The sequence below is a fragment of the Pseudoalteromonas sp. L21 genome, from assembly GCF_021728035.1.
Lineage (GTDB): Bacteria > Pseudomonadota > Gammaproteobacteria > Enterobacterales > Alteromonadaceae > Pseudoalteromonas > Pseudoalteromonas arabiensis.
The window spans coordinates 413246-424871 of record NZ_JAKKCV010000005.1; the positions used below are offsets into that span (position 1 = coordinate 413246).

11 protein-coding genes and 3 rRNA genes are annotated in these 11626 nt (G+C 41.2%); 6 read left to right on the top strand and 8 right to left on the bottom strand.

The annotated features are described in order from the left end of the window. Window positions 1-245 precede the first annotated feature (245 nt). Complete coding sequence (gene cysQ / locus L3V41_RS16385) at window positions 246-1043, bottom strand: 3'(2'),5'-bisphosphate nucleotidase CysQ (RefSeq protein ID WP_062568266.1); 798 nt, start codon at window positions 1041-1043, stop codon at window positions 246-248. Continuing rightward, window positions 1036-1608 (bottom strand): ADP compounds hydrolase NudE, encoded by a 573-nt coding sequence (gene nudE / locus L3V41_RS16390; RefSeq protein WP_193989015.1) that lies wholly within the window; start codon window positions 1606-1608, stop codon window positions 1036-1038. The genes cysQ and nudE overlap by 8 nt, the downstream gene beginning before the upstream one ends. A 61-nt stretch (window positions 1609-1669) precedes the next feature. Between nudE and yrfG the strand changes: the two genes are divergently transcribed. Further along, a complete protein-coding gene (yrfG, locus tag L3V41_RS16395; RefSeq protein ID WP_062568268.1) occupies window positions 1670-2329 on the top strand; it encodes a GMP/IMP nucleotidase in 660 nt (219 codons plus the stop codon). A gap of 12 nt (window positions 2330-2341) precedes the next feature. Here yrfG and L3V41_RS16400 read toward each other — a convergent pair whose 3' ends face one another. Next, the gene (locus L3V41_RS16400) at window positions 2342-2962 is read right to left on the bottom strand and encodes a dUTP diphosphatase (RefSeq protein WP_062568269.1); all 621 of its coding nucleotides are present in this window, start codon (window positions 2960-2962) and stop codon (window positions 2342-2344) included. Between the two features lie 122 nt (window positions 2963-3084). Here L3V41_RS16400 and L3V41_RS16405 point away from each other — a divergent pair, with 122 nt between their 5' ends. Further along, window positions 3085-3714 (top strand): peroxiredoxin-like family protein, encoded by a 630-nt coding sequence (locus L3V41_RS16405; RefSeq protein ID WP_237128101.1) that lies wholly within the window; start codon window positions 3085-3087, stop codon window positions 3712-3714. A 32-nt stretch (window positions 3715-3746) separates the two neighbouring features. Here L3V41_RS16405 and L3V41_RS16410 read toward each other — a convergent pair whose 3' ends face one another. After that, window positions 3747-4115, bottom strand: coding sequence for a YacL family protein (locus L3V41_RS16410; protein ID WP_193988125.1), 369 nt, complete (start codon window positions 4113-4115; stop codon window positions 3747-3749). A 123-nt stretch (window positions 4116-4238) separates the two neighbouring features. Beyond that, window positions 4239-4463, bottom strand: a complete 225-nt coding sequence (locus L3V41_RS16415) for a hypothetical protein (RefSeq protein WP_062568272.1) — start codon at window positions 4461-4463, stop codon at window positions 4239-4241. 259 nt (window positions 4464-4722) lie between these two features. Here L3V41_RS16415 and uvrD point away from each other — a divergent pair, with 259 nt between their 5' ends. The 4 genes from uvrD (at window position 4723) to L3V41_RS16435 (ending at window position 10938) form a co-directional block, all read left to right on the top strand. Further along, window positions 4723-6888, top strand: coding sequence for a DNA helicase II (uvrD, locus tag L3V41_RS16420; RefSeq protein WP_237128102.1), 2166 nt, complete (start codon window positions 4723-4725; stop codon window positions 6886-6888). Next, window positions 6866-8935 carry a GNAT family N-acetyltransferase gene (locus tag L3V41_RS16425; RefSeq protein ID WP_237128103.1) on the top strand — a complete coding sequence of 690 codons (2070 nt, stop codon included), beginning with the start codon at window positions 6866-6868 and terminating at the stop codon, window positions 8933-8935. Before uvrD ends, L3V41_RS16425 begins: the two co-directional genes overlap by 23 nt. A 7-nt stretch (window positions 8936-8942) precedes the next feature. Then, window positions 8943-10028 carry an ABC transporter substrate-binding protein gene (locus tag L3V41_RS16430; RefSeq protein ID WP_237128104.1) on the top strand — a complete coding sequence of 362 codons (1086 nt, stop codon included), beginning with the start codon at window positions 8943-8945 and terminating at the stop codon, window positions 10026-10028. Between the two features lie 61 nt (window positions 10029-10089). Then, window positions 10090-10938: a CZB domain-containing protein gene (locus L3V41_RS16435; RefSeq protein WP_237128105.1), complete on the top strand. Its 849-nt coding sequence runs from the start codon at window positions 10090-10092 to the stop codon at window positions 10936-10938. A 171-nt stretch (window positions 10939-11109) separates the two neighbouring features. Here L3V41_RS16435 and rrf (L3V41_RS16440) read toward each other — a convergent pair. The 3 genes from rrf (L3V41_RS16440) to L3V41_RS16450 all read right to left on the bottom strand — a co-directional run. After that, window positions 11110-11224: ribosomal RNA gene (gene rrf / locus L3V41_RS16440) — 5S ribosomal RNA — on the bottom strand. Between the two features lie 58 nt (window positions 11225-11282). Beyond that, window positions 11283-11397, bottom strand: a 5S ribosomal RNA gene (gene rrf, locus L3V41_RS16445). A 121-nt stretch (window positions 11398-11518) separates the two neighbouring features. Further along, a 23S ribosomal RNA gene (locus L3V41_RS16450) occupies window positions 11519-11626 on the bottom strand; the annotation flags it as partial.

The following is an 11626-nucleotide window of genomic DNA, read 5'->3' on the forward strand; positions in this document are numbered from 1 at the left end:
CCGCGCCTGTATGTTTAAAGTCCCAGAAGCCGGATTTGAACCGACGACCTTCGACTTCAGGTATTTGCGAGTCCGACGAATGATTTATCATTCTGCTCTATCACGCACCTGTAATCTCTCAGTAACAACAGCATATTATTGATGCCTTGTTTCGAAGAGAGCGCTATCATATAGCAATAAGATTAGAAATCAAGAGTTATAGTAATAAAACACCACCAAACGAACAAAAAGCACACAAAGTGCCGTTAAAAAGCTCGTTGGTGAGGACTTATCATTTTTTGCCACTCCCAATCAGGGTGGCCCATAACGATAAAATCTGGGTTTTCTGTGCTTTCTCGTTGATTGTAAGTTAAAGGATTAAATTCAGCATCTGTAATGCAGCCACCCGCTTCTTCAACAATCACTTGAGATGCGCCTGTATCCCACTCTCCTGTTGGCCCTATGCGTAAAAAACAATCCGCTTTACCTTCTGCAATAATACAGGCTTTTAATGAGCATGAGCCTAATGCGACCGTTGCAAACTGGGTATTTAAATACTGACTTACCGCTTCAATTTTTTGTCGACGACTCACAGCTAAAGTTAAATTATCAGGTGTTGCAACCGAAATTTTCTGATCTTGGCCATTTTCACGCTTAAACGCGCCTTGCTGATAAGTTGCAAAATAAGTAACGTGCCTCGCTGGCCAATGGATAACACCTAATACTGGACGATTATTTTCAATCAGTGCGATATTAACTGCAAAATCACCACTTTCTAAAATAAACTCCCCAGTCCCATCCATGGGATCTAGCAACCAGTATTGCTGCCAATGCTTTCTGTCAGCAAGTGCAGGGATTGGCGTTTCCTCTGACATAATAGGAATATCTGGTGCCAACGCTTTTAATCCTGCCATCAATACTTCATTTGATGCTAAATCAGCTTTAGTTACGGGCGTATGATCGGACTTTTGCTCGGCACCAATATCATCTTGCTGATAAATAGCCATAATGGCATCACCTGCTTGTTCAGCTAGACGAATGCAAGGCTCTAAAAAATCACTCATTGGTAGCTCCCGACTCTAAGTACTTTGTTAATAATAGCAAAGCTGCAACACTTCGTGCTTCTGTAAAGTCCTCTTGTTGTAATAAAGACGGCCAATCATTCATCGGCCACTTCACGACAACAAGTGGCTCTGGTTCATCCCCTGGTAAGGTTTCAGAGTAGAGATCTTCGGCATACAAAATATGCATAGTGGCATTAAAGTAACTAGGTGCCATGCTGACTTTTTTAAGGGCGGCAAAATGGTTAGCACCAAAGCCGACTTCTTCTTTAAGCTCACGATTTGCAGCTTGTTCAGGAGTTTCACCCGGATCAATTAAGCCTTTTGGAAAGCCCAGTTGATAATCATTAGTGCCGGCACAATATTCTCGCACCAATAACAGCTCATTATCAGCCGTTACAGGCACAATCATGACGGCACCTCTTCCGCCACCACGAATTCGTTCGTATTGCCTTTGCTCGTCATTTGAGAACTTCAATTCGAGAGATTCAACAGTAAACAGTCGACTTTTAGCGACAACTTCATTAGACAAAATTTGCGGTGGTGTAGGATGCTTTTTCTGTGTCATTGGCATTAATTTGCTATCATGGCAGTTATGCTCATCATAAATCTTTTAAAGTGAATTGCCTATGTTAAATTGGTCAAAAATCGATACTGTGTTGTTAGATATGGATGGCACCCTACTCGATTTGCATTTTGATAATTATTTCTGGCTTACTGTTATTCCCGAGCAATATGCGCGTAAGCATAAAATGAGTTTAGACGAAGCAAAAGCAGACATTCTGCACCGCTATCAACAAGTGCATGGGCAAATTAATTGGTATTGTTTAGATTATTGGCAACAGCAACTTGATTTACCCATCATGGCGCTTAAACGCGACATTCAACATTTAATAAAAGTGCGTGATGACGTACCGCCGTTTCTAACGGAGCTTAGAAAAGCAGGCAAGCAATTGATCATGCTTACTAACGCGCACCCAGATTGTGCCATGTTAAAGTTTGAACACACTGCTATTGATAATTACTTAGATGGGGTAATTTCAACTCACCAATATGGCGTGAGTAAAGAGCATCAACCATTATGGCAACAAGTGCACCAAGAATGGCAATTTGATAAGAAACGGACTTTATTTGTCGATGACAGCCCTGCCGTGCTCGATGCAGCAAAAGAGTTTGGTATTGGCCATATTCTTGCGGTTGCCAACCCAGATAGTCAACAACCGCACAAGCAGTTCGATGACTTTTTATCGACCATCGATTTTCGCGAGTTTATGCCCGTTATAAAATGAGCATAAACACGTTTATTTAGGGTAACGCTGCTCTAAGCCTTGATAAACAAGCTTTGCAAAATCTGCATGCTCTGTATCTAGGCTTTTAACAACTTCCACTAAGTGTTCATTGTCTTCTTGGCCGTTCCATACTTTGATATAGCTACCATCTTTGTAGCCATGATCTTGGCGGAAGAAGTTTAAGGTGTTTTTACCAACGTAGCCGCGGTATAAATCATCGATATCCATACCGATTTGCGCCATACAACCTGCAAATGCAGCTGCATTAAAGCGCTTTTCAGCGACTGCTGACGCAGCTAATTGCTCTAGTGTTTGTTTAAAGTCATCCGCTTGCACTGGCGCACTTAATTCCGCTTCAAGTTGCGCGGCTAATTGCTCATAGCTGGTTTCACCATCAATGCGCAAAGATAAACCAAAATGGAAAATATCAACTAACTCTAAAATAACTTGTTCAGTATCTGGAGTTTGTTTTTTCCACCACTTCCAACCATAGTGATCAAGCATTTCAGCACACTCAACCCAAATTGCACGATACCACTCAAAACCTTGGCTAAACCATTGCTCATGAACTTTGGTATTCATCGCATTTTGCATTTCGAGCATAACAACGAGTTTTTGTAAATTAGCAGACATTCTTTATCCCAACTTGCATTTTTTATTTGCCTATATACTACAGTTAAATTTGGCATTGATGAAATAAAAACACCTATAAACTGGTCGTTTGTAAAATCGAGAAAGAATCATTAAGGAACCTAATGTTTAGATCACTACTTATTACTGCATTGCTTGCACTATCTAGCCAAGCAATTGCAGCTACCGCAACGAATATTGCAAACTCAGCTGAACAAGTTAGTCCATTACTGCCAGGCTTGACTATACAAAATGTTGACTTAAAAGATCAGTTTGGAAAAAGCGTTTCTTTAGGTGAACGTTTTAAAGAAAAAACCACGGTATTGATTGTCTATCGGGGCGGTTGGTGCCCATATTGTTCAAGACAATTAGCCAGTGTGCAAAAAATTGAAAAGCAGTTAGCAGACCTCAATGCACAAATTATCGCGATATCGCCAGATAGCCCAGAGAAGCTAGCTGAAAGCAAAATATCCTCTCCAAATTATCAACTTTTATCTGATGATAGCTTGGCATTGAGCCAGCTATTAGGCTTGGCATTTTATCTAGACGCTAAAACCGCTAAAATCTATCGCAATAAGCTTGGCGTTAACTTTGTGTCGCTAGACGGCGAAGCAAAGGTGGCTTTACCTGTACCGGCTGTTTTTGTGGTTGACACAAAAGGATTAATTCACTTTCAGTATGCTAATCCAAATTATAAAGTACGTTTAACTGAAGACTTATTGCTTGCGGCTGTTAAATCAGTCAATGAACAATAAACTAGCCACAGATAAGCAGAATCTGTTTCTGCTTATCGCCCTTGGGTAAACTCTTGCCAAGACTCAATTAAATCAACAAAGTCTTCAAAACCACAGCCACTGCATAAGCCCTCTTCTTCGAGCATTAAATCATCATCTTGATAGGCGACTAAGTCTTCGTTGTCTTGATGTAGTGCATGGGCTTCAAATAACGCTTCATCTTTACTTAAAATCAAATCAATTTCTTGGCCTTGTAAGGTTAAAGGCTCATGGCTACACTTAACTGCAGCAATTAAAGCTTGCACCATTGCGACTTTTTCTTTTCCGATTTCTTCATTCAGCCAACGACCAATAACGCCGTGTTCAGAAGAGATTTTAATGCGTAAACCGCTAATTGGGTCACGGATAAATTGATATTCCATGAAGGGGACTCGTAATACGTTAATACGCTGATTATACCGTTTGCAGCTATACGTGGCGAGTTTTGCAGCCCTAAAAACAACACGAGCGCCAATGTGGCGCCCGTATTTAAGCTATTCAAACAGCTAGAGTCGTGATCTAAAGCGTGCGGCATCAATGATTGCCCATAAATAAACAATCGGCAGTAACACAAAGCCGATCGCGACATAAATTAGCGCGCCACTGATAACCCAAGCTAAAAAGAATGCAATCGCCGCCATTAAACGACCTTGTACCAACTGCCCTAAGCCAGGGAAAAAGATATTACAAATTGCTGCGATTACATTACCACCAGAACCTTGCTCTGCCATACTAACCTCTGTAGTTTTTAATGATTATACTTTTAATAAACACACTTTATGCCAACTTATTATAGCTTACAAATCAAAGTGTTAAAAAATAGCGTTATTTTGGTTTTAGTTCTTTTTGCTAAAAATAAGTCAAATTCACAATTTTTATACTCCAATTTTAATGACTTGCCAAAATAGCTGTTTATAAAAACAGTATTTTATTTAGCCTTGCATAAACACCTGTTATACTCCCTTCATTATAGATTGAAAAGGCGTAACGATGGACGTTTCTGAATTACTCGATGGCTTAAATGATAAACAACGGGATGCAGTCGCAGCCCCATTGCAAAACATGCTAGTGCTTGCAGGCGCAGGTTCTGGCAAAACTCGAGTACTCGTTCATCGCATCGCATGGCTCATGCAAGTTGAACAAGCTTCTGCATACAGCATTTTTGCGGTCACGTTCACCAACAAAGCCGCCAAAGAAATGCGTACCCGTGTAGAAGAAACGCTTAAAGCACCAGTTGGTGGTATGTGGATTGGTACTTTCCATGGTTTATCTCACCGTATTTTGCGCGCCCATCACCGTGAAGCGAACTTACCAGAAAGCTTTCAAATCTTAGATTCTGACGATCAACAACGTATGATCAAACGCTTACTTAAAGCGATGAACATCGATGACAAAAAATGGCCTGCAAAACAGTTTGGTTGGTATATCAGCGCGAAAAAAGACGAAGGCTTACGCCCGAAAGACATTCAAGCTTACGATATCAATGAGCAGATGATGCTAAAAGTCTATGCTGCATATCAAGAAGCGTGCGATCGTGCTGGTTTAATCGACTTTGCTGAAATACTACTGCGCTGCTACGAAGTGCTTAAAAATCACCCGACACTTTTACGTCATTATCAGCAACGCTTTGCTCACATGTTGGTAGACGAGTTCCAGGATACTAATACAATCCAGTACGCTTGGTTAAAGTTACTTGCAGGTAATACGAATAGTATTATGATCGTAGGTGATGATGACCAAAGTATCTATGGCTGGCGTGGCGCAAAAATTGAGAATATCAAACGCTTTTTAACTGACTTCGAAGCCGAAACGATTCGCCTTGAACAAAATTACCGCTCAACAGCAACCATCTTGAAAGCATCAAATGCACTGATCAAAAATAATGCTGAACGCATGGGTAAAAACCTTTGGACAGACGGCAATGACGGTGAGCCTATTTCTGTTTACGCTGCTTTTAATGAATTAGACGAAGCCCGCTTTGTTAGCAGCAAACTACGTAGCTGGCTCAATGCGGGTAATGCATTACAAGATGCCGCCATTTTATACCGTAATAACGCGCAATCTCGTGTACTTGAGGAAGCGATGCTGCAAGAAGGTTTAAAATACCGTATTTATGGCGGTATGCGCTTCTTCGAACGCCAAGAGATCAAAGATGCTCTTTCGTACTTACGTTTGGTGGGTAATCGCCAAGATGATGCCGCTTTCGAGCGCGTTATTAATACCCCTGCCCGTGGTATTGGTGATAAAACACTAAGCCATATCCGTGATTGTGCACGGAATGAGTCTCTGCCACTTTGGTATGCTGCAAAAGCAATTATCGAGCAACAACACTTATCTGGCCGTGCAGCAAGTGCAGTGACTAAATTCTTAGAGCTTGTTGAACATATCGAAGATAAGATCAGCGACCTCACCTTAGAGGAGCAAGCTAAATACGCCATTCAAACCTCGGGGTTAATGGCTATGTATCAAGCTGAAAAAGGCGAAAAAGGCCGTGCTCGCGTAGAAAACTTAGAAGAGCTTATTAGTGCATGTGGTCAATATGAGCTCCCTGAAGATGAAGAGTTCAGCTCACCACTACAGGGCTTTTTGGCCTATACCTCACTAGAGTCTGGTGAAGGTCAAGCCGATGAGCACGAAGATGCTGTGCAAATGATGACACTACACTCAGCAAAAGGCCTAGAATTCCCACTGGTATTTATGGTTGGTGTTGAAGAGGGCATGTTCCCATCACAGCAAAGTAACGAAGAGTCTGGCCGTTTAGAAGAAGAGCGTCGTTTATGCTATGTTGGCATGACCCGTGCGATGGAGAAATTATACATTAGTCACGCAGAAAGCCGTCGTTTATATGGGCAAGAAAAATACCACAGCCCATCACGCTTTTTACGCGAAATGCCTGAAGATTGCATCGAAGAAATTCGTATTAAAACACAGGTTTCTAGACCACCTGCCGCAGGTCGCTTTAGCCCATCAGTAACCCATGCGGCATTTGAAGACAGCGGCTTTAACTTAGGTCAACGCGTATTACACGCCAAATTTGGCGCAGGTACCGTACTCAATTACGAAGGTAGTGGCGCACAATCACGTATTCAAGTGAACTTTGATGACCTAGGCAGCAAATGGCTTGTAACACAGTATGCAAGACTTCAAGCCTTATAATGAATACATAGCAGCACTGTGTAACGAGCTGACGCTTGCAAAGCATCGCCAGCTCGTTATCGTGCAAGGCAGCGAAACTTGGTGCTACCAGTTCGCAAGCCAACTAGCGCTTAACAATACCTATGTTTTAAGCGCTAGCTCACAATTAGCAAATAGTGAGTTTCCAAAACATGCTCACCAAATTCTTGGCCAAGAGTTTCAACACGCAATTTTCGATGGTTTTAGCGGCTTATATGTGGATAAACTGGCCGCGCTTGTAGGTACCGTAAAAGCAGGTGGTGTACTGATCTTATTGCTACCAGAGGACAATCATTGGCAAGACCCTGCACTCACAAGTATTACCTCTTATGGCGAAGAAATTACGCATAGCTTTTTTAATCAACGCTTTTTTACAAAGTTGAAGCTACAGCGACATTATTTTACTGAGCACTCAGTCCCCGTCTACCAATCAGTATCGCCAGCAACCGCTGAGATAAATTATCAGCAACAACAGGCGTGTGTTGAGCAAATAATTAAAACTGCGACAGGACGCGCTAATAGGCCCTTAGTTATCAGTGCAGATCGGGGCCGTGGTAAGTCAGCCGCTTTAGGACTTGCAGCTGCTAATCTGCAAGATAAAAAAATCCTGATTTGTACAACGCAAGCCAAAGCTGTGCAAACTAGCTTTAAACATTTAGCATCTGAGCTTGGTATAACTAAAGAGCAAAACTGTAAGCAACTGGCTAACCTTAGCTATATTGCGCCAGATTCACTGTTAGATGAAAAGCCTGACTGCGATCTGTTATTTGTCGACGAAGCTGCGGCTATTCCGGTTTCTATACTACTGCAAATTCTGAAAAGTTATCCGCGAATTGTGTTTGCTAGCACTATGGTTGGTTATGAGGGAAATGGGCGAGGTTATACGCTACGCTTTTTACATTACTTACGTAGCCAATTTAAATCGCTAAAAACAATTACGCTTGAGGAACCAATTCGTTTTGCAAAGCGCGATCCGCTAGAAAATAGTATACGCGAACTATTATTACTCGATGCAAAGTACCTAGACACGCATAGTAGTAAGCAGTACCAATTTGAAAACATCAGCAAAGAGCAACTTGTTGATGATGAGCAGCTACTTAGCCAAATAATGGCACTACTCGCGCTGGCTCATTACCAAACCACAGTGAATGATTTGCGCCAACTGCTTGATGCGCCCGAGTTACAGCTCTCTATCTGTAAGCAAGAAAATACATTAAAAGCAGTGTGTTTGGTGGCTGTTGAGGGAGGGTTAACGACTGAAATCGCAGAGCAAGTAAAAACAGGTAAGCGCAGACCACATGGCCATTTAATGGCACAAACCATTACTCAACTGAGCCAGAATACAGAAGATTTATGTAAACGCTCTGCAAGAGTTGTGCGAATCGCTGTCGCACCAGAGTGCCATCAGCAAGGTGTAGGTTCAAGCCTCTTAAATTACTGCGAAAAACAGCTAGATAATTGCGACTATTTCGGTGCGAGCTTTGGCGCAAATGCATCTCTGGTTAAGTTTTGGCAAAGTAATGATTTTAAGGTCATTAAGTTGGGGTTTAGCCACGATAAAGCAACTGCGGAACATTCGGCTTTAGTAATAAAGCCACTTACCCGCCAAGCTAGGCACTCAGTAACTCAACTCAATAATGAGTTTAAACACGACTTTTCTTTACAGCTTTTAGGCCACTTTAGCCACTTACCGTGGCAGCTGATTGCTGAGTTACTACCTCATTTTTCACAAAGTGAATGCCCGGCTGCATTACTAACTAGAGCTGAGCGCCTTTTAAACACTGAATTCACGTTATTTTCTGCTCAACCGCTACTGTGGCAACTGTTCTGGCATACACCAATTAGTCTACACTTGCTTAATAAAGATACAAAACGCATACTTATTCGGCTAATATTACAGCAAACTGGTATCGAACACTTCATTAATGAAGCGAGTTTGTCAGGAAAAAAAGCATTAAACACACAATTCAAAACCGCAGTGCAAGGTTGGTATGCTCACTTTAAATTACTCCATAATATCGACAATTAAGAGCATATTGTTTTCTCTTTCACTTTTATCTACTTTGGGTCATGCCGAAGACACTCTTCCCCCTATTAAATTAGGTATGTCTACAGCACTATCAGGGCCTGCAAAAGAAATTGGCGAGCAATTAGCTTTCGGCAGTAATATTTATTTCGATAAGATAAATGCTGATAGCGGTATTGATGGTCAAAATATCCACCTCATCATTGCTGACGACGGGTACGAGCCCAAAAATACGGTTGTAAACACACGGCAATTTTTATTTAGTGATAACATCCACGCTATTTTTGGTTCGATGGGAACACCGACTGCACATGCAATTAAACCTTTACTCGACAGGCATCGCGTCCCCTTTTTGATGCCTTTCACGGGTGCTGACTTTCTTCATAATAATTCAATGCCAAATGTATTTAACTTACGTGCCAGCTATCAAGATGAAGCGTCTGAACAAATCGACTACTTGGTAAAAGAACGCCAACATGAAAAAATTGCATTAATGATTCAAGCTGATGAATTTGGTTATGTTGTTGAAAGTAATTTAATTTTAGCTTTAGAAAAATATGGAATAAAACCTATTGAAGTTGCCCGCTTTAAACGCAATAGCGAAGATGTTGCAAAGGCACTTACGCAACTTAAACAAAGTAAAGCGACTGCAATCTGTATGGTAGGCACATACAAACCGTTAGCTGAGTTTATCAATACAGGCTACCAGCAAGGCTTCACACCCGACTACACCGCCGTTTCGTTTGCATCAAGCCATGAACTATACAAGCGAATTAACCATCCAAGCAACATTATGGTCACGGAAGTCGTCCCCGATCCTAATCTGTGCGATAACGCTTGGTGCGTGCAATTTAATGAAGATATTAAACCCTACCAAAGAAAGCCAAATCGCATAATTTTTGAAGGTTACTTGAATGCTGCGGCACTGGTTAGTGCTGCCCAAAAGTGCTCTCCCCCTTTAAATAACCAATGCTTACTTTCCAAGTTAAATGCACTATTTGATGAAGATACTGACTTTGCAAGGTTATTCAGTGAACAGACTGGCAATAGTGATAAAAAAATTTATCGCTCATATTTTAAAAGTAATCAAGATTAACTACTGCTAAATCAGAATAATGTTCTATGCTTTAAAGACTTAATAAGGCTTTGAGGGAAATATGGATCTGATTAATTTTCGTGTTGGCCATAAGACCATTTCACTTAAAATACTCGATATTCTTCTAACAGAACGTTATGAAGGTAACCTAACGTCTCTACCCAATGAAAATAAAAGCTTTATTGGTGTTAAAGACTACATGGATACACCCACTCCTATATTTGACTTAGGCATTGTACTTAACAACCAATCGACCCATAAAACAAATGCTGCGTTAACAGATTTATTAGCTGAGAAAGAAAAAGAGCACCAACTCTGGTTAAACGCCCTAGAAGAAAGCTTACTAACTGGTGTTGCTTTTACACAATCAACTGATCCAGAAAAATGTGCTTTTGGCCGTTGGTATGGTAGCTTCAAAACAGACAATGAAGATTTGCAAAACATTCTTAACAAATTTGATACGCCTCACAGAGCACTACATGCCATGGCTGGAGAGTTACTCGAACTACAAAAAACTCTATCTAAGGATAAGTTAATCCATATATTTGAAGAGAAAAAGAGACATATTTTTAACCAACTAATACGTTTATTTGAGTCTGCTAGAGAGCAAATAATCCTCGACTACAAACCTATTATTATCTTCACCACTAAAGATGGCATCACACCACACATAGGATTACTGGTTGATAAAGTAGAAGACAACATCAACGTTAAAAAAGAAGATATTAAACCCTTAGATAAGTTAACCTCCGTCGGCTTTGATGTAGACCCACAAACAAAAAATATGATGCGCGGCTTAATCAAAATGAAAAATAAGCATACGTTACTGATTGATCCAAGCGCTATATTCCGCCCAGAACATCTTGCAAACCAAGAAGAGGAAGAAACCGAGGCCTACGGGTTGTTTTAGTGACCATAGTGGCATAGGTGTACATGCCGTTTCACTATCAAAATACTAGCGCGTAGCAGCAGGTTCATTCCGCGTCATGGAGTGTCTATTCGCGGGTAGCGCGCGATGTAAAATCGCGACCACACACGAAAAAACCCGTTGCATTGCTGCAACGGGTTTCTCTAATTAGGATCCTGGCGATGTCCTACTTTCACATGGCAAATGCCACACTATCATCGGCGCTGTTTCGTTTCACTACTGAGTTCGGCATGGGGTCAGGTGGGTCCAAAACGCTATTGTCACCAAGAAAATTCTGTTTAATTTTCTTATTATTTTTAATTTAAAGTCTTGCGACTGAATTAGGAGCCTGGCGATGTCCTACTTTCACATGGCAAATGCCACACTATCATCGGCGCTGTTTCGTTTCACTACTGAGTTCGGCATGGGGTCAGGTGGGTCCAAAACGCTATTGTCACCAAGCGTATTCTGTTTGTTAATCGCCTTAGCAATTAACTAAAATTCGGAAATCTGATAATCGTAAATCTACTTTAGTATACTAACTTCTGTCTGTTACGCTGTCATAAAACGCGTTTGGCGTTGTATGGTTAAGCCTCACGGGTAATTAGTACAGGTTAGCTTAATGGCTCACACCACTTCCACACCCTGCCTATCAACGTTGTAGTCTTCAACGGCCCTTCAGAGACTTTAA

Coding starts and splice junctions, on each gene's coding strand:
- cysQ (WP_062568266.1), bottom strand. CDS start 1,043: ATGAGTGATTTTTTAGAGCCTTGCATTCGTCTAGCTGAACAAGCAGGT.
- nudE (WP_193989015.1), bottom strand. CDS start 1,608: ATGACACAGAAAAAGCATCCTACACCACCGCAAATTTTGTCTAATGAA.
- yrfG (WP_062568268.1), top strand. CDS start 1,670: ATGTTAAATTGGTCAAAAATCGATACTGTGTTGTTAGATATGGATGGC.
- L3V41_RS16400 (WP_062568269.1), bottom strand. CDS start 2,962: ATGTCTGCTAATTTACAAAAACTCGTTGTTATGCTCGAAATGCAAAAT.
- L3V41_RS16405 (WP_237128101.1), top strand. CDS start 3,085: ATGTTTAGATCACTACTTATTACTGCATTGCTTGCACTATCTAGCCAA.
- L3V41_RS16410 (WP_193988125.1), bottom strand. CDS start 4,115: ATGGAATATCAATTTATCCGTGACCCAATTAGCGGTTTACGCATTAAA.
- L3V41_RS16415 (WP_062568272.1), bottom strand. CDS start 4,463: ATGGCAGAGCAAGGTTCTGGTGGTAATGTAATCGCAGCAATTTGTAAT.
- uvrD (WP_237128102.1), top strand. CDS start 4,723: ATGGACGTTTCTGAATTACTCGATGGCTTAAATGATAAACAACGGGAT.
- L3V41_RS16425 (WP_237128103.1), top strand. CDS start 6,866: ATGCAAGACTTCAAGCCTTATAATGAATACATAGCAGCACTGTGTAAC.
- L3V41_RS16435 (WP_237128105.1), top strand. CDS start 10,090: ATGGATCTGATTAATTTTCGTGTTGGCCATAAGACCATTTCACTTAAA.